Origin of the sequence: Streptomyces sp. NBC_00667 (assembly GCF_036226825.1) — a bacterium.
In the GTDB taxonomy this organism is placed as follows: Bacteria; Actinomycetota; Actinomycetes; order Streptomycetales; family Streptomycetaceae; genus Streptomyces.
This window is the reverse complement of record NZ_CP109022.1, coordinates 6,778,619-6,795,768: the sequence shown is the minus strand read 5'-3', so window position 1 is coordinate 6,795,768 and position 17,150 is coordinate 6,778,619. Positions and strand designations below refer to the sequence as shown.

Genomic DNA, 17,150 nt, shown 5'->3' with positions numbered 1-17,150 from the left:
GCACGTGCTACTTTGTGAGCGATCGTTCAACTACGAGGAGCGCCGGTGGGTCGTAAACAGGTCTGGGACCAGGAAGAGGTACTGGCCTCCGCCATGGGGCTGTTCCGTCGTCGCGGATACCTCGGCGCATCGCTGCGCGACCTCGAGGAAGCAACCGGAATGCACCCGGGCAGCCTGTACCGGGCGTTCCACAGCAAGGAGCGCCTGTTCAGCGCGGCACTGGACGCCTATAACGAGCTGGTGGTCGACAGCAGGGTCCGCGTCCACCTACGCGAGACGCAGGACCCGGTGGCCGGCATCCGTGCGTTCTTCACCTCGGCGTTCGACGCGAACCCCGGCCCGGAACCCGATCCCGGGTGCCTGCTCACCAACACCGCGGTGGAGTCGTTCACCGTTCCGCAGGCCACAGCCGGCGTTCGCCGGGGGCTGGAGACGATCGAGTCGGGCTTCGCCGACGCACTGACACGCGCCCGCGCCCAGCAGCTGTTGCCCTCGGACATCGACGTCGAGATGTCGGCCACACAGCTCCTGACCCTCTACCAAGGCCTCCTGGTCCTCGTCCGATCCGGTACGGCCGCCACGAAACTGCACGCCATCACCGACGGAGCCATGGCCTCGATCGGGGCCAGGCAAGCCGAAACCTTCAAGCAAGCCAAGAATGAGGAACAGCGATGAGTGACCAACAGCAGCTCTGGAACGACTATGCCGCGTGCTGGTCGGCCGACCCCGCCATACGACTCGCCGCACTCGGCTCGGTCGCGGTGGACGACGTTTCCTACCGGGACCCGGGAACCGAGGTGGCCGGTCTGGCTGCACTGGACGCATACATGGACGGGTTCGCCGGAGCGTTCCCCGGGCACCGCTTCCGTATCGAGGAGGTCTACGACCACCACGGCCGGTCGCTGGCCCGATGGACCCAGGTCGGCCCGGACGGCAAGGCCTTCATGACGGGTGTGAGCAGCGCGGTGCACCGCGACGGCCTCCTCGCCGACGTGACCGGCTTCTTCCTCACCGCCTGAGCGCTTCAGACGGCCTAGCCGAGCACGCCCGTCAGGTCACGCAGGCCAGACGGGCGTGCTCCTCGCCCCGACGTGGCCGGCGCGCAACTCTCGTTCGCTGCCGCGTGTCGTGGCCGCCCTCGTCTCGTCACCGCTCATGAGCATCGGCAAGAACGTCGCCGTGGTTCTTAGGACAACAGTTCTGGCCGCCACTGGCGTTGTCAGCTTCCGCGGCAATCGCTGCAGCAAGCAGCAACGGTACGGTCCCACCGGCCAGACGCTCACGGAGCGCCGGGGCGAACGGCTGCCGCAGCGGCTCCGCAAGCGCGTCCTGCACTACTGATAGGGCATTGCCTTCCGAGCACACCGGGGGCGGACCGGACTCACGCCGTCATGAAGCGGCCCAATTCGCGCGACTTGTCCTGGAGGGCGGTTGTCCACGCCTTCTCAGCGGCAATCGGGGCCGTCGGCACCTGAACATCCTTGTGGCCGCCGCCCTCGCCGGAACCCGTCGGCAGCCAGTTCACCTCGACGCCTGCCCTCTCCGCCAAGACCAACACCGTGGCGACGAAGCCCTCGGACAGGGCAGTCATGACGGCGTGACTCGTTCGCCGGTGCCACGTGATCAGGGCATCGACGAACGTCTTGAACACGATGGGGTCGATCTGACACTCGTCAGCCTGCATGGGACCGATGCCGGACGGCAGACCCAGCTCGGCTTGGTAGACACTCACCTGGCTCATGAACAGCCGCGAGGCTCCGTTGGACGGGTTCCACAGGGTCTGGTCGCCCATGTCGTAGTACTGGCTCAACGCAGCCCCTTCCTGCTGGCCGTACCAGCCAGCGTCGCAAGCACATGACATCACAGCCAGTGCGCCCTCCACGGAATGTGAGCCAGAGCTAATAGAGCAGGCCCTCACGGGCGTCACGCCCCTTGCCTGCGAAACGACGTGCTCCTGCACCATACGGACGACACGTCCTCCCCTGTCAGGGTCGGCTCGGCTCCCCGCAACTCGGTGCACACCGTTGTCGTGGGCCCCGTCTGAAAGGCGTGGGGCGATCTGCGCCCACCCCGGGATCGCGGGGACTCCAGCCATGGCCTATTGGATCAGGTCGGTATGCGTGTAGCACGTCAGGCAGACGTAGAGCTGCAGATGATTCGCGTCGGAGACTTGGAGACCGGGCGGGTTCGACACGTTGTCGTTGTCGAGCACGGCGATGGCTTGGTCCTCGTACGGGACCCAACCCCTTCTGTAGTCGCGGCATTCTTCCGAGGCTATGGTCAGCAACGGATGCATCCCGACGCCACAGTTGATGCAGAATCGGGCGATGGGATCGGTGAGTCCCCACGGCGGCCAGCCACCGACCTTCCATCCGGGGGCGACGGACAGCTCGTCGGAATAGAACTCCTCCGGAGCCGCCTCATAGGAATCATCCATCGCGACGCCGGCCGCCTGCCACGCGCTCCGGTCTCTCAGCTGCTGCTGCAACTCCTCGTCCAGCTCCAAGAAGTCGGGGTACTCGGTGACTTGCTCCGGTGCGAGCACGCACGGCTCCGGCGTGTAGCCGTACTGCGCCTCGGTCGGTTCGGGCGGCGAGTCGAGGACGTGGGTGACGTCGGCGGCGGTTCGCCAGAACAGCTCGGTCGTCGGCTTGTGCTCCGGTGGGTGCTCCGAGGGACACCACAGCACCTGGAGCAGATCAGTCCGTCCGGGTGTCCGCAGCAGGGGCACGTCGCGCGCGTACAGCTGGGCCACTGGCAGAAGGGGGGAGACCGGACCCTCGTGCCACTTGTCGCAGTACAGCCATGGCTGGCCGGCGGGCCACAGCAGCGGCCCGCCGATCGAGCTGTCGTACGGCGACGGGGAACCGGGCCGGGGATGCAGCCGGGTTGTCGTGCGTGCCAGCGGGGCCAGTTGTGGGAAGACCGCCGCCACGTCGAGGGGCCGTGGTGGAGTGGTACGGATGACGTTCACGACGGCGATACTGCCAGCAGCCTCTGACAAGCTGCATACGGCGAGATCGGTTACGGCCCCGCCCTCCCCCGCGAAGACTACCGCCGCGTCAGCATCGGAACACCGCAGCCGGCCCCCGGGCACTACCAACGCATGCTCCACACCTGGTCCACGCGCTATTCCCCGTGCAGCCTTGATGGCGATCGCCGGCGCCGCGGGTCAGGGCTTGATCCGGAAGAGACGGCCTATGGCCGCAGCCGCCGTGCTCGGGCTTCTCGCTGAGTCCAGCACCTCTCCGTTCTCCCCGCCGGCCGCGGCGCCACCAGATGCCGAACCGCAGGACGTAGGGCTGGCCCGTGCTGCTGGCACGCGTCACTGGGCGCTCGTGGACGAGGCGCTGCAGAACCTGCACGGCACCACGCGCTCAACCCTCACCGCCGCCTGGCGAGGCGGAACAACGCCACGGCACCGCTGTGCAGTTGGCCTAGCTGGTCCCCGCCTACCCCCCGGAGCACGGCGGAGTGCGCAGGGTGCGTGAAGCGGTGGCCGCGCAGCTCGACGCGTTCGCCGAACAAGTGGCCTCACGTCTCGGGCCGGGCCGACGCGCTGGGTGAGGGTTGGGGTCGGGAGGACCTGCTGATGCCGGCCCGGCTGTACGTCGACCGGACGGTGATGGCGGCGTCCGGCGAACTTTTTTCGTGTTCCTGTCACATCTTTGGGACCACACGCGTCAGTGCGATGACGGCAGTTGCCGTCGACGAACCGTGACGCGACGGCAGAAACCCAGGGCACTCAGGTGCGCCGAGGGCTGCCCGAAAACAGAGAGCCGACATGAAGACGTCTGGAATTTCACGTACGACGAACACCGCCGCGGTGCTGACCACCGCATTGGCCTTGGGACTGGTCGGCCTGACGGCCCCCCTCGCGAACGCCGACTCCCCCTCCCCCGGCGCGGCCGGCGCCGCTTCGGCCGCGGACGACTACCCCAGTCCGGGTCAGGGCCCCACCACTTCCGGGTCCGGAGACGGGAGCCTGGCGGCGTCCATCGCCGCAGCTCAGCCCATCACCCGCAGCGAGGTCCTCAAGCGGGCCGCCACCTGGGTCGGCCTGGGTCTGCCGTACAACATGGGGGGCTCCTACCAAGGATGGCGCACCGACTGCTCCGGCTACGTCTCGATGGCCTGGGGGCTGCCCGGCCCCGGGAGAGCCACCCCCGAATTCCTCCCGTCCGGCGTCGCCCACGCGATCACCAAGGACGAATTGAAGCCGGGCGACGCGCTCAACAACGACCATCCCGATAAGTACGGCCACATCGTGCTCTTCGAGAAGTGGACCGACGCCTCCAAGTCCGCTTACTGGGGATATGAATTCAGCGGGACCGGTGTCCACCATCGCGTGATCCCCTACGCCTACTTCTCCCGCTCCTCGGAGTACCAGCCGATCCGGCTCGACAACATCGTGGACGACGAACAGACCCCGGCGGCCGAGGACGGTTCCAGGGTGAAGGGCGATTTCGACGGTGACGGCCGCGATGACGTCGCGGTGCTCTACGACTACGGCCGCGAGGGCGGGCGGAGCCACTCCGGACTGTGGACGTTCAGCAGCAACGGCAGCGGCTTCAACAGCCCGAAGAAGGCCTGGGACAGCGGCTCCGACAGCTGGAACTGGGCGTCGAGCAAGCTGACCGTCGGCGACTTCAACGGCGATGGCAGGGCGGACATCGCCGCCCTGTACGACATGGGCCGCTCCGAGGACGGCCGCAACCGCACCAAGCTCTTCACCTTCACCAACAACGGCAACGGGTTCAGCGCCCCCGAGAAGGTGTGGGACAGCCAGGAGGACGCAGCGGTCAAGAGCTGGAACTGGTCGGCCAGCAAGCTCGGCGTGGGCGACTTCAACGGTGACGGCAAGGCCGACGTAGGCGTCCTCTACGACTACGGCTCCACCGAAGGCGGCAACCGCACCGGGCTGTGGACGTTCACGAGCACCGGCAGCGGCTTCGTCGGCCCCAAGAAGCTGTGGGACAGCAACGACGACCCGGTCAAGAGCTGGAACTGGTCGGCCAGCAAGCTCAGCGTGGGCGACTTCAACGGTGACGGCAAGGCCGACGTCGGCGTCCTCTACGACTACGACCAGACCGACAAGGGGAACCGCACGGGGCTGTGGACGTTCACCAGCACGGGCGTCGGCTTCAACAGCCCCAAGAAGGTGTGGGACAGCGAGGGTGACCCGGTCAAGAGCTGGAACTGGGACGTGAGCAAGCCGGTCACCGGCGACTTCAACGGTGACGGCAAGGCCGACATCGGCGTCCTCTACGACTACGGACCCGCCGAAACCGGCAACCACACCGGGCTGTGGACGTTCACCAGCACCGGCAGCGGCTTCAACAGCCCCAAGAAGCTGTGGGACAGCAACGACGACCCGGTCAAGAGCTGGAACTGGGACGCGAGCAAGCCGGTCACCGGCGACTTCAACGGCGACGGCAAGGCCGACATCGGCGTCCTCTACGACTACGGCAGGACGCACGACGTCAACCGCAGCGGGCTGTGGACGTTCACCAGCACCGGCAGCGGGTTCAGCAGCCCCCGCCTCGGCTGGGACAGCCAGTCGGACGCCGTGAAGAGCTGGAGCTGGGCCGCCAGCAAGACCGCCTGACCCACCCCATCCGACCACCCGAGAGAGGCAGAACGTGAGGTTTTCCCCGAGCAGGAACAGAAGGCACGCCGGCGCCGTGGCCGCGGCCGTGTCAGGGCTGGCCCTGGCCCTCGTCTCCCCCACCCAGGCGCATGCAGCCTCCGTGACCACCTGGGAGAAGCTGGCCCAGTGCGAGAGCAGCGGGAACTGGGCGTACCAGGGCCGCTACCACGGCGGTCTGCAGTTCGATCCGAACACCTGGGTGGAGTACGGGGGTACCGAGTACGCGCCGTACGCGTACCAGGCCACCAAGGAACAGCAGATCAGGATCGGCGAGAAGGTGCTGGCCGGCCAGGGCCTGAACGCCTGGCCGAACTGCTGGTGGAAGGCGGGCCTGGCCGACGACCACCAGCCGCCCTTCCCCGACGTCTCCGCGGGCCAGGAGGATTCCGCCGACCGGACCGAGGGGGACTTCGACGGCGACGGCCGGGACGATGTCGCGGTCCTGTACGACTACGGCCGCGAGGGGGGTGTGAGCCGCACCGGGCTTTGGATCTTCAGCGGTTCCCGCACGGGCCTGACCAGCCCCAAGAAGGTCTGGGACAGCGGCTCCGACAGCTGGAACTGGGCGTCCAGCAAGCTGACCGTCGGTGACTTCAACGGCGACGGCAAGGCCGACATCGGCGTGCTCTACGACATGGGCACCGCCGAGGGAGGCCGCAACCGCACCAAGCTCTTCACCTTCACGAGCAACGGCCACGGCTTCAACGCCCCCGTCAAGGTGTGGGACAGCCAGGACGACCCCGTCCGGAGCTGGAACTGGTCCGCGAGCAAGCCGGTCACCGGCGACTTCAATCACGACGGCAAGGCCGACCTCGCGGTCCTCTACGACTACGGCCGGACCGGCGAGGTGAACCGGACCGGGCTGTGGACCTTCAGCAGCAACGGCAGCGGCTTCAACAGCCCCCGCCTCGTGTGGGACAGCGCGACGGACGCCGTGAAGAGCTGGTCCTGGACCGGCAGCAAGCTGACGGTCGGGGACTTCAACCTCGACGCACAGCCCGACATCGGCGTCCTGTACGACAACGGCAGGACCGACGGCGTGAGCCACACGGCGCTGTGGGCCTTCACCGGCAACGGCAGCGGCTTCGACAGCCCGAAGCAGCTCTGGACGAGCGGTCGTGAGAGCTGGAGCTGGAGTGCGAGCAAGCCCGTCTCCGACGACTTCGACAACGACGGCACGACCGACATCGCCGTGATGTACGACATGGGCCGCACCGAGGACGGCCGCAACCGCACCAAGCTGTTCCTCTTCCTGGGCAACGGCCGTGGCTACGAAGCCCCGTTCAAGGCCTGGGACAGCCAGGACGATCCCCTCCGCAGCTGGAACTGGTCCGCGAGCAAGCCGGTGGTCGGGGACTTCACCGGCATCGGACTGCCCGAGGTGGGCGTGCTGTACGACTACGGCGTCACCGACGGCGCCAACCGTACGGGGCTGTGGACGTTCCCCAGCGCAGGACGCGGTCTGGCGGGCCCGAAGCAGCTCTGGGACAGCAAGGACGACGCCGTCAAGAGCTGGCGGTGGGGCGCGTCCAAGGCTGGCTGAGCCGGCCCTGGCTCACGGCGATCGTGAACCCTCACGGAAGGAGACCGTGGTTACCGTGAAAACGAAAGAAAGCGGACGAGGAAGAGGAACGCTGAAGGGTCGGGGGGCGGCCCTGGCCGCCTCGGCTCTGTGCGCCCTGTACGCCGGAACGCTCACCACTGCGACGCCCGCGACGGCGACGCTGACGGCGGCCGTCCCGCAGGACGCGCAGTCCGCCCGGTCACCACAGGCACCGGCCCCCGGCACGGCCGCGGCCGCGCCGGCACTGCTGGCCGAGCCGGCACTGCGCGTGGTGTCCTGGAACATCTGCGGTGAGGCCGGCGGCGTCCGCGGCGAGGACGGGTTCTGCGCCTACCGCAACGAACCGCAGCAGAAAGTCGACCAGATCGCCCGGGTCGCAGCGGAACACGACGCCAACGTGATCATGCTCCAGGAGGTCTGCGGCGAAGCACCCGGCAGCCACATGGAGCGGCTGCGCGCGGCCCTGGGCACCGGATGGTCCATCGAGCACGCGAAAGGAGCCCGGCCGGACGGGACGACGTACTGCCGGGGCGGGCTCGGCGGAGAGCTGGGCGTGGGCATCGCGGTGAAGGGGCGGGTGAGCGAGGTCACCGCGGTCAACACCGTGCCCTCGGGCGGAGACCTGCAGACGCTGCCGATCCTGTGCGTACGCGTCGAAGGGTGGTCGCCCCGTGCCTGCACGACCCACATCCTCGCCGATGGTGCCGACCCGCGCCGGTCGGGACAGATCCAGAACGTGAAGAGCGCGATCTGGCCGGACCGCAACCAGATCGTCCTCGGTGGCGACTTCAACATGTTCCCCGGCAGCCCCGACCTCCAGCCGATCTCCGAGGCCTTCGACGAGTGCGACCGCAGGGCCTACGGCGACGGGGACGAGGTGAACGAGGTGACCCACCACTCCTGGAGCGCGCAGGGCGGCCACCAACTGCGCAAGCGCGACCACATCTTCGCCTCCCGGAGCGAGTCGGGCAGCCCCTTCACGGCCTGCGACGTCGACCGCTCCCTGATGGACACCACCGAGAACCGGAGCAACAGCGGTCCTCCCAACGGCTATTCCGACCACGCCCCGGTCATCGGCCACCTCCGGCCCGTGAAGCACACCGAAGTCGCCGGCGACTTCAACGGCGACGGGCGGGCCGACCTCGCCGTGCTGAGCGGCCAGGGCAAGTCGGCGGACGGGCGCAACCAGACGAGTCTGTGGATGTTCTCCGGAACCGCCACGGGGTTCGCAGCGCCGCGCCGGGTCTGGGACAGCGGTACCGACAGCTGGAACTGGGCGGCCAGCACCCTGACCGCCGGCGACTTCGACGGCGACGGCAAGGCCGACCTCGGCGTCCTCTACGACTACGGCCGGAGCGGCGACCGCAACCGCACCGGACTGTGGACGTTCAAGGGCACGGCACAGGGGGTGGAGGCCCCGCGCAAGGCCTGGGACAGCCAGGACGACCCCGCGAACCCCGACTGGAACTGGAACGCCTCCAAGCCGGTGGCCGCGGACTTCGACGGCGACGGCAAGGCCGACGTAGGCGTCCTGTACGACTACGGCTCCTCCGGCGGCAGCAACCGTACGGGGCTGCGGGTCTTCACCGGCACCGGCACCGGGTTCAAGAACCCGCGGCAGCTCTGGGACAGCCGGACCGATCCCGTCAAGAGCTGGAACTGGGCGGCGAGCAAGCCGGTCGCCGGGGACTTCGACGGGGACGGCAGAGCCGACCTCGGCGTCCTCTACGACTACGGCCGGACCGGCGACCGCAACCGCACCGGACTGTGGACGTTCACCGCCACCGGGAACGGCTTCGCCGGTCCCCGGCAGGTCTGGGACAGCAGCACGGACAGTTGGAACTGGGCGGCGAGCAAGCCGGTCGCCGGGGACTTCGACGGCGACGGCAGGGCCGACCTCGGCGTCCTCTACGACTACGGCCGGACCGGCGACCGCAACCGCACCGGACTGTGGACCTTCTCCGCCACGGGGAACGGCTTCGGAGGTCCGCGCAAGGTGTGGGACAGCGCCGACGGCGGTGACAGCTGGAGTTGGGCGGCGAGCAGCCCGGCGGCCGGCGACTTCAACGGCGACGGCCGGGTCGACCTCGGTGTCCTGTACGACAGCGGCAACGCGTCCAACGGCCGGAACCAGACGCGCCTGTGGGCGTTCACCAGCCGGGGTGCAGAGTTCGGCGCACCCCGGCGGTACTGGGACAGCAGCCTGAACGGCTGACCTGCCCGCGGCGGGGGCCGGCGTATCCCTCGGGGGAGACGCCGGCCCCCGCAGACGTTCAGCCCGTTCCGACAGCGTCGTACGGGCCCGCTCCAAACTGGCATGTGCAAGGCAAGGCGAAGACGGGGTGGGCTGCTGTGCGTGGTCAGCGCATGCTGACGGTGATCTCGGGGAGCGGTATGTCGGACAGGTTGAGCTGGAGCCCGGTCATGGTCAGGTAGGTCTGGGAGTCACTGAGGGTGTTGGACGGTGCCTGGGTCTTCCCGCGGGTGCTCACCAGTAGGTGCCAGCCCCCGTGCTTGTAGCTGCGTGAGGCTTCGGCGCTGTCGCCGTTCGGGTTCAGCACCCAGCCCTGGCGCTCCAGGTCGGCGCAGATCGCGTGCATCTCCGACTTTGCGGCGGTCTTCTCGCGGACGGCCATCCAGCCCGTCCTGTTCGAGTCGGCGCCGGCCGGGACGGTCGGACGGCCCTGCGCCGGGTCGAGGCCCGCCGCGCTGACCGCGGTCCGGATCACCTCGTCCACGGCCTCCCGTGTGAGGGGCGGTGACGTGGACTCCGGTGTGGGCGGCGCCGTGTACGGGGACGGCGTGGACGCGGGCGCGCCCAGGTGAATGCGCCCGTCGTCGTTTATCTGGATGTGGTCCGGCAGGGCCACGGCGGCCAGGCTCACGATCAAGGTCGCGGCCAGCCCGATCCACACCCTCTTCAACAGCGCGTTCAACGCGGAACTCCCCCCGAGTGATCATTCGGAGGAAGTTTCACACATGCCGCTCGGCGCCCGGCAGCACTTGCAGGTGCACTTCGGCTTCGCGGTGACCGGGGTGCACGCCTCCCCTCGGCGCCTTGCCCCTGGCCATCGCCGGGGATGCCGGCGGCTCCTAGGACGCAGCCCACAGCACGCATGAGAAAGGCAAGGAGGTCGTTGCCCACTCCTTGCCACTATCAAGATATAGCGCACAGGGGGCCTTGCGGCAAGGCCCCGATGATGTTGCAGAATCTCCGACCGACCCGGAAATTGCCGCACATCGGGGACTGACGACGTACGCACGCGCTCGATGGCCTACAAGGCGGTCGGCGGGCACACAGCAGCCGGGCGTTGGCAACACGCTCGATGGGGGCTTCTCATGACGCACACAGACATGGCCGTGAACGCAGACGTGGACACAGACCTGGACGCAGACGTGATCGTGGCCGGTGGAGGCCCGACCGGCCTGATGCTGGCCTGCGAGCTACGCCTTCACGGCGTACGGGTGCTCGTACTGGAGAAGGAGACGGAGCCGACCCGGCAGTCCCGTGCCCAGGGGCTGCACGCCCGCAGCATCGAGGTCATGGCACAGCGCGGTCTTCTGGACCGGTTCCTCGCGCTCGGCAAGCAGTACATGGTCGGCGGTTTCTTCGCCGGGCTCGCCAAGTCCTGGCCGGAGCACATGGACACGGCGCACCCCTACGTCCTGCACATCCCGCAGACCACCACCGAGCGGCTGCTGACCGAGCACGCCGTCGAGGCCGGCGCCGAGATCCGGCGCGGCTGCGAGGTGACCGGGCTGGACCAGGACGACCAGGGTGTGAGCGTCGAGCTGGCCGACGGTACGTGGCTGCGCTCGCGCTACGTCGTCGGCTGCGACGGTGGCCGCAGCACGGTGCGCAAGCTGCTCGGTGTCGCCTTCCCCGGCGAACCGTCCCGGGTCGAGACGCTGCTGGGCGTCATGAAGCTCGATGTGGAGCCGCAGACCCTGGCCGCAGTGACGGCCGAAGTGCGCAAGACCCAGGTGCGGTTCGGTGCCATGCCCATGGAGGACGGGGAATACCGGGTCATCGTGCCCGCGGAGGGGGTGGCAGAGGACCGTGCCGCCGCGCCGACCCTGGAGGAGTTCAAGCAGCAGCTGCGGGCGTACGGCGGCACCGACTTCGGCGCCCACTCGCCGCGCTGGCTCTCCCGCTTCGGCGACGCGACCCGGCAGGCCGAGCAGTACCGGGTCGGCCGGGTGCTGCTGGCCGGCGACGCGGCGCACATCCACCCGCCGACCGGCGGCCAGGGCCTCAACCTCGGTATCCAGGACGCGTTCAACCTGGGTTGGAAGCTGGCCGCGGAGGTTTCCGGCTGGGCACCGGAAGGCCTGCTCGACAGCTACCACGCCGAACGGCACCCGGTGGCGGCCGACGTACTGGACAACACGCGCGCGCAGATCCAGCTGATGTCGTCCGAGCCGGGTGCGCAGGCGGTGCGCCGGCTGATGGCGGAACTGGTGGAGTTCGAGGAGGTGAACCGGTACCTCATCGAGAAGATCACCGCGATCGCGATCCGCTACGACTTCGGCCCGGGCCACGACCTCCTCGGCCGCCGGCTGCGGGACGTGCGGCTGGAGCGGGGCCGCCTGTACGACCTGACGCACGAGGGACGCGGCCTGCTCCTCGACCAGACCGGCCGCCTCTCGGTGGCGGGCTGGGCGGACCGCGTCGACCACGTCGTCGACGTCAGCAAGGAACTCGACGCGCCCGCGGTACTGCTGCGACCGGACGGCCACGTCGCCTGGGTCGGCGAGGACCAGCAGGATCTCCTCGCCCACCTCCCCGCATGGTTCGGCGCCGCCACGACCTGACCGCACCGCCGCACGCCTCCCCGCACCCGCAGCCCTTCCGTCAGGACTCGTTCGACCTGGATGCCGTAGGCGGCGAGCCAGGTGGCGGCGACCAATGGTGCCCGGCCGGTCACGCCGCGCAGTCGAAGCTGTTGCCGCGCCGGCCGGCCGGACTCCGGGAGTGCCGGAATCCGTGTGCCCCCGCCACCTGTCCGCGGTTACCCTGCTTCGTCGGACCAGGCCGCGGAGGAACCCCATCATGACCAGCACGAACCCGTCGTTTCCGGAGCGGATCGAGCTCAAGGGAGAAGGCCTCGTCCTACGGGACTGGACGGAGGCGGACCTGGCCGCGATGCCGGGACTCTTCGATCACCCCGACATCGCCTACTGGACACCGATCGTCTCCCCCTTCGACGCCGCGGCCGCCCGCGCGCGCCTGGACCGGGACCGCAAGCTGCGGGCGGAAGGCACGACCATCCTCCTCGCCATCACCGTCGACGGCGGAGCACCGCTCGGCGAGGTGATGCTGCGGTGCGCTCCGGAGGGAACCGAGATCGGTTACGCGGTCGGCCCGGCGCACCGCGGCCGAGGCCTGGCGGCCCGAGCCGTCCGGATCATGTCCGCCTACGCCTTCGAGCAACTGGGCGCGGAGCAGGTGATCGTGGAACTGGAGGCGGAGAACGCCGCCAGCGTCGCCGTGGCCACCAAGGCGGGCTTTCGCCTGCTCGACGTGCCGCTGATCACCGGTGAGGAGAAGGGACGGCCCTACAGCCTGCAGACATGGGGACGCACCCGCTCCTGAGGCCTCCCCCGCCGCGAGGGACGCCGTACCGCCCGCCCGCGACCGTCACCGCCCCGCCGTCCGGCTCCCGCGCCGTTGTCCTACCCGTTCCGTACGCTGGCAGCATGCGCACGCGCCCCACTCTGAGCTGGACGCCCACCGAGGACCCGCCCCCCGGCACCACGGAGCCGGCGCCGGTCGTCGACGCGCTGAGGAGCGGTGGTGTGCTGGTGCTCAGCGGGGCGGGCATCTCCACGGAGTCGGGCATCCCCGACTATCGGGGAGAGGGCGGGAGCCTGAGTCGGCACACCCCGATGACCTACCAGGAATTCACCGCCAGTGCCCGTGCCCGGCGCCGGTACTGGGCACGCAGCCACCTCGGCTGGCGCACGTTCGGTCGCGCCCTGCCCAACGCCGGGCACCGGGCGGTGGCGGCGTTCGGGCGGCAGGGCCTGCTCTCGGGTGTGATCACCCAGAACGTCGACGGGCTGCACCAGGCCGCCGGGAGCGAGGGCGTGGTGGAACTCCACGGCAGCCTGGAGCGCGTGATCTGCCTTTCCTGCGGCGCCCTCACCTCGCGCCGTGAGCTCGCCCACCGGCTGGAGGAGGCCAACGCGGGCTTCGCGCCGGTGGCGGCGGCACTCAACCCGGACGGCGACGCCGACCTCACCGACGAGCAGGTCGGGGACTTCTGCGTGGCGCCCTGCCACGAGTGCGGGGGCGTCCTCAAGCCGGACGTGGTGTTCTTCGGCGAGAGCGTTCCGCCGCCTCGGGTCGAGCACTGCCGCGGCCTGGTCGAGGCGGCCACGTCGCTGCTGGTCCTGGGCTCCTCGCTGACGGTGATGTCAGGGCTGCGGTTCGTCCGCCAGGCGGCCCGGGCCGGGAAGCCCGTCCTGATCGTCAACCGGGATCCGACCCGGGGCGACCGGCACGCCGTCACCCGGGTCGCGCTGCCCTTGGGGGCCACGCTCACCACGGTGGCCGAGCGACTGGACGTCCCGCTGGACGCCCGATCGGAGGGGCCGGCACGGCGGCCTTGAGGGGAACTCAAGGCCGCCGGCGCCGGGCCGGCGCGACGCGGGGCCGCCCCGCGTCGCGCCGGGCCCCGTCTCGTCTCGTCTCGTCAGGGCGCCATCTCGTACGCCCCGGCCAGTGCCTCCACGCGCGCCCAGACGCGCGCCGCGCGGTCGGCGTCGACGACCGGGCGCCGAACCGCCCCGAGCGCCCAGCTCTGCTGGTCCGCCGTCGCGGAGTCCTTGCCGTACAGCTCCACCGCGTGGGCGGAGAAGTCCCGCACGAGGACGGCGAACAGTTCGTCGAGCACGTCCTCGTCCAGGCCCGACAGGCGTGCCTGCTCCAGGATCAGCTGGCCGTGGACGACCAGGGCGAAGAGCTGGCCCACGGCCAGGAGGAGGTCGAGGTCACGGCTCTGCTCCTCGTCGGGGGCGGCGGTCTTGACGAACTCGCACAGGGCGTCGGCCTGCTCGCGGAAACGGCCGACGTTGGGCAGGGAGGCGTACGCGTCGAAGGCCGGCCGCCAGTCGTGGAAACGTACGGAGCCCAGGCCGCGCGCGGGCCCCTGGCGGAAGAGGAACGCGTCGTCGGCCGCGTCGAGGCGGGTCGGCACGGGCGCGTAGTCGGCGGACTCCAGCAGGTGGTTGCGCATGAACTTGAGGATCAGCGCGAGGTTGACGTGGACCGTGCCCTCCAGCTTCGGCAGGCTGCGGATCTCCACGGCCGCCTGGGCGAAGTAGGCGTCCTTCTCGAAGCCCTTGGCTGCGATGACGTCCCACATGAGGTCGATGACCTTCTCGCCCTCCGTGGTCACCTTCATCTTGGTCATCGGGTTGAAGAGCAGGTAACGGCGGTCGTCGGGACCGGCGGAGCGGAAGTAGTCGACGGCACGGTCGCTGAACAGCTTCATGCCGACGAGTCGGACATAGGCATCGGCCAGCTCGCGGCGCACGTGCGGGAAGGCGGTGACGGGGCGGCCGTAGAGGATCCGGTTGTGCGCATGGGTGACGGCCTCGTACATCGCGTGCTCGCAGATGCCGATGGAGGCGGTGCAGAGGTTGAACTTGCCGACGTTGACGGTGTTGAGCGCGGCGTCGAAGGCGGCGCGGCCGGTGTGCAGGACGTCCTCGGCCCGGACGGGGTAGTCGTCGAGGCGGAACTCGCTGACGTACTTGGACGAGTCGACGACGTTCTTCACCAGGTGGTAGGCCGGGTGACGGCTGTCGGCGGCGAAGAAGACGTACCCCTCGGGCCCCTCGACGTCGGTGCGGCGTCCGAAGACGGACACGAGGCCGGCGGCGTTGCCGTTGCCGATGTAGTACTTGGACCCGCGGGCGCGGAAGCCGCCTTCGCCGTCGGGCTCCAGGAGCATGTCGGTGGAGTAGATGTCGGCGCCGTGCGTCTTCTCGGACAAGCCGAACGCGAACACTTCGCCCTCGCCGAGGAGTTGCGCGGCGCGGGAGCGGGCGGCGGCGTTGTCGCTCTGCCAGACCGGGCCGAGACCGAGGATCGTGACCTGCCAGGCGTACCAGTAGTCGAGGCCGTAGAAGCCGAAGATCTCGTTGAGGGCGGCGATCCGCGCGGTGTCCCAGCGCTTGTCCGGCTCGTCGTCGCCGGCCTCGGGCGCCGGGGTCAGGAAGGTCGCGAAGAGGCCCTCCTTCGCGGAGAACGCGAGGAAGTCCGCCAGCCAGGCCCGCGAGCGGTAGTCCTCGATCAGCTTGCGCTTGCCGCGGGCCTCGAACCAGTCGACGGTGGCGCGGAGCAGCCTGCGGGTCTCGGGGTCGAAGTGGGCGGGGTCATAGGTGTGCGGGTTGAACAGCAGCGTGTCGGTCATGAGGGTTCGCCTTTCGGGCCCGGGTGCGGTCCGGGCTCTGTCGGGGGCTGGGGACACGGGGATGGGGAAGCGTCGGGGGGACGGGGAAGCGTCGGGGGGGGCTCGTCGGGCGGTTGCGGCGTGGCGGGGACGGACGGTGGCGAGGTGGTGCACGCCCGACGACGGGCTGCCGGAGCGGCCGGGTGGGCCGGACCGTTCGCGCGCCCGGCCGGCGGTCTAGGCGATCCGGCGGAGCGTGGCAAGGACGTCCTCGAGCCAGGCGAGCATCATCCGCTCGTAGGCGATACCACCGCGCAACACCACGTGTTGCAGCTCCTCACCGGTGTCCGGCGCGGCGGGAGCCTCCGGGCCGGTGAAGTCCCGCAGCTCCCCCGCGAGGTAGTGGGTCAGCCGGTCGGCGTGCGCCTGGTGGTGCCGCTCGACCTCGCTGATCAGCGCGGCCGGGTCGTCGAAGGCCGCGCCACGGATCTTGACGGCGATCTCGTGACGGACGCTGTCGGGTTGGACGGGGTCGCGGAGCCAGGCCGAGAGGGCGGCGCGGCCGGCCGGGGTGACGGAGTGTTCCTTCTTGTCCGGCCTGGCCTGCTGCTGAACAGCGCGGACCTCGATCCAGCCGTCGTTCTCCATGCGCTTGAGCACACGGTAGATCTGCTGATGGGTCGCGGTCCAAAAGTAGCCGATGGACCGGTCGAACCGCCGGGCCAGCTCATAGCCGGAGCCCGGCTGCTCCAGCAGGGAGACGAGGATCGCGTGCTCTAGCGCCATACCCCGATCTTTATATGCAACTCGTTGCATGGACAAGCACCACCGGACCGATGAGACACGCCTCACCCCCGGGGCCGCCCGCGCCCGACGTCCCTACTGGCTCAGCCCCACGACTCCCCAGCCCCGCCGCGCCGCCTCGGACAGGACGCGGTCCCAGTCCTCCAGCAGGTCGGCGAACTCGTCGAAGTCGCAGACCCATGCCCCCGGGGTGGCGGCGTACCGGTCGAAGGCCGGACGCAGGTCGCCCAGCCGGGGGCGCAGCCGCTCCGATGTCGCGGCCAATTCGCGCACGCTGTCCGGCGAACGCGCCAGCAACACGCCGTAGTTGACGGCGGGGTCGGGGCAGAAGAAGCCCGGATCGACGTGCTCGGCCTCGCCGTCCATCCCTCCCCAGATCAGCCCGCGCAGCAAGGCGTCCAACTCGGCACGCATCGGCCGGTCGGTGTGATCGCGTGCGGACTCCCACCGCTCCCCGGCCCAGAAGTGCGCCTTGAACGAACCGAGGGTGTTCCGGAACTCGTAGACGGAGAACGCGGCGCGGTGCGGACCTCGGGGCCAGTGCCAGTCACCCTCCACCACCGGCGCGTCGTCGTCCCACAGCCCGGTCTCCTCGGCGTACCAGGCGTTCCTCAGTTTCGACAGCCTGCCGTTTTCAGGGGCTTCGCCGAGCCAGGACCAGTCCGCGATCAGCACGTTGATGTCCAGCCCCATGTCCCGGAGCATACCGGTCACCGATCTCCGGACCCCG

Annotated in this window: 15 protein-coding genes; 9 read left to right on the top strand and 6 right to left on the bottom strand. The window is 69.6% G+C overall.

Annotated elements, in window-relative coordinates:
* Window positions 1-45 precede the first annotated feature (45 nt).
* From OHA81_RS30765 to OHA81_RS30755, 3 genes are all read left to right on the top strand, one after another.
* A complete protein-coding gene (locus OHA81_RS30765) occupies window positions 46-675 on the top strand; it encodes a TetR/AcrR family transcriptional regulator (protein ID WP_329201376.1) in 630 nt (209 codons plus the stop codon).
* The gene (locus OHA81_RS30760; protein WP_329201373.1) at window positions 672-1,019 is read left to right on the top strand and encodes a nuclear transport factor 2 family protein; all 348 of its coding nucleotides are present in this window, start codon (window positions 672-674) and stop codon (window positions 1,017-1,019) included. Before OHA81_RS30765 ends, OHA81_RS30760 begins: the two co-directional genes overlap by 4 nt.
* 136 nt (window positions 1,020-1,155) lie before the next feature.
* Window positions 1,156-1,341 carry a hypothetical protein gene (locus OHA81_RS30755; RefSeq protein WP_329201372.1) on the top strand — a complete coding sequence of 62 codons (186 nt, stop codon included), beginning with the start codon at window positions 1,156-1,158 and terminating at the stop codon, window positions 1,339-1,341.
* Window positions 1,342-1,381: 40 nt separating this feature from the next.
* On the opposite strand, the gene OHA81_RS30750 is transcribed toward OHA81_RS30755, so the two are convergent.
* Complete coding sequence (locus OHA81_RS30750) at window positions 1,382-1,810, bottom strand: DUF6086 family protein (RefSeq protein WP_329201370.1); 429 nt, start codon at window positions 1,808-1,810, stop codon at window positions 1,382-1,384.
* Between the two features lie 288 nt (window positions 1,811-2,098).
* The gene (locus tag OHA81_RS30745; protein ID WP_329201368.1) at window positions 2,099-2,974 is read right to left on the bottom strand and encodes a hypothetical protein; all 876 of its coding nucleotides are present in this window, start codon (window positions 2,972-2,974) and stop codon (window positions 2,099-2,101) included.
* Window positions 2,975-3,784: 810 nt separating this feature from the next.
* Between OHA81_RS30745 and OHA81_RS30740 the strand changes: the two genes are divergently transcribed.
* The 3 genes from OHA81_RS30740 to OHA81_RS30730 all read left to right on the top strand — a co-directional run bounded on the left by OHA81_RS30740 (window position 3,785) and on the right by OHA81_RS30730 (window position 9,429).
* A complete protein-coding gene (locus OHA81_RS30740) occupies window positions 3,785-5,608 on the top strand; it encodes a C40 family peptidase (RefSeq protein WP_329201366.1) in 1,824 nt (607 codons plus the stop codon).
* A gap of 76 nt (window positions 5,609-5,684) precedes the next feature.
* Entirely contained in the window at window positions 5,685-7,193 is a 1,509-nt protein-coding gene (locus OHA81_RS30735) for a transglycosylase family protein (protein WP_329201364.1), read from the top strand.
* 55 nt (window positions 7,194-7,248) lie between these two features.
* The gene (locus OHA81_RS30730; protein WP_329201362.1) at window positions 7,249-9,429 is read left to right on the top strand and encodes an FG-GAP-like repeat-containing protein; all 2,181 of its coding nucleotides are present in this window, start codon (window positions 7,249-7,251) and stop codon (window positions 9,427-9,429) included.
* 145 nt (window positions 9,430-9,574) lie between these two features.
* Here the strand turns inward: OHA81_RS30730 and OHA81_RS30725 are convergent, their stop codons facing one another.
* Complete coding sequence (locus tag OHA81_RS30725) at window positions 9,575-10,150, bottom strand: hypothetical protein (protein ID WP_329201360.1); 576 nt, start codon at window positions 10,148-10,150, stop codon at window positions 9,575-9,577.
* Window positions 10,151-10,553: 403 nt separating this feature from the next.
* Here OHA81_RS30725 and rox point away from each other — a divergent pair, with 403 nt between their 5' ends.
* The 3 genes from rox (at window position 10,554) to OHA81_RS30710 (ending at window position 13,829) form a co-directional block, all read left to right on the top strand.
* The gene (rox, locus tag OHA81_RS30720; protein ID WP_329201358.1) at window positions 10,554-12,029 is read left to right on the top strand and encodes a rifampin monooxygenase; all 1,476 of its coding nucleotides are present in this window, start codon (window positions 10,554-10,556) and stop codon (window positions 12,027-12,029) included.
* A gap of 238 nt (window positions 12,030-12,267) precedes the next feature.
* Window positions 12,268-12,810: a GNAT family N-acetyltransferase gene (locus OHA81_RS30715; protein ID WP_443056725.1), complete on the top strand. Its 543-nt coding sequence runs from the start codon at window positions 12,268-12,270 to the stop codon at window positions 12,808-12,810.
* Window positions 12,811-12,914: 104 nt separating this feature from the next.
* A complete protein-coding gene (locus tag OHA81_RS30710; protein WP_329201357.1) occupies window positions 12,915-13,829 on the top strand; it encodes an NAD-dependent protein deacetylase in 915 nt (304 codons plus the stop codon).
* Window positions 13,830-13,912: 83 nt separating this feature from the next.
* On the opposite strand, the gene OHA81_RS30705 is transcribed toward OHA81_RS30710, so the two are convergent.
* The 3 genes from OHA81_RS30705 to OHA81_RS30695 form a co-directional block, all read right to left on the bottom strand.
* Window positions 13,913-15,637 carry an acyl-CoA dehydrogenase family protein gene (locus OHA81_RS30705; protein ID WP_329201355.1) on the bottom strand — a complete coding sequence of 575 codons (1,725 nt, stop codon included), beginning with the start codon at window positions 15,635-15,637 and terminating at the stop codon, window positions 13,913-13,915.
* Between the two features lie 216 nt (window positions 15,638-15,853).
* A complete protein-coding gene (locus OHA81_RS30700; protein ID WP_329201353.1) occupies window positions 15,854-16,402 on the bottom strand; it encodes a PadR family transcriptional regulator in 549 nt (182 codons plus the stop codon).
* Window positions 16,403-16,495: 93 nt separating this feature from the next.
* Window positions 16,496-17,113 (bottom strand): hypothetical protein, encoded by a 618-nt coding sequence (locus OHA81_RS30695; protein WP_329201351.1) that lies wholly within the window; start codon window positions 17,111-17,113, stop codon window positions 16,496-16,498.
* Window positions 17,114-17,150: the final 37 nt, after the last annotated feature.

Coding starts and splice junctions, on each gene's coding strand:
- OHA81_RS30760 (WP_329201373.1), top strand. CDS start 672: ATGAGTGACCAACAGCAGCTCTGGAACGACTATGCCGCGTGCTGGTCG.
- OHA81_RS30755 (WP_329201372.1), top strand. CDS start 1,156: ATGAGCATCGGCAAGAACGTCGCCGTGGTTCTTAGGACAACAGTTCTG.
- OHA81_RS30740 (WP_329201366.1), top strand. CDS start 3,785: ATGAAGACGTCTGGAATTTCACGTACGACGAACACCGCCGCGGTGCTG.
- rox (WP_329201358.1), top strand. CDS start 10,554: ATGACGCACACAGACATGGCCGTGAACGCAGACGTGGACACAGACCTG.
- OHA81_RS30715 (WP_443056725.1), top strand. CDS start 12,268: ATGACCAGCACGAACCCGTCGTTTCCGGAGCGGATCGAGCTCAAGGGA.
- OHA81_RS30710 (WP_329201357.1), top strand. CDS start 12,915: ATGCGCACGCGCCCCACTCTGAGCTGGACGCCCACCGAGGACCCGCCC.
- OHA81_RS30705 (WP_329201355.1), bottom strand. CDS start 15,637: ATGACCGACACGCTGCTGTTCAACCCGCACACCTATGACCCCGCCCAC.
- OHA81_RS30700 (WP_329201353.1), bottom strand. CDS start 16,402: ATGGCGCTAGAGCACGCGATCCTCGTCTCCCTGCTGGAGCAGCCGGGC.
- OHA81_RS30695 (WP_329201351.1), bottom strand. CDS start 17,113: ATGGGGCTGGACATCAACGTGCTGATCGCGGACTGGTCCTGGCTCGGC.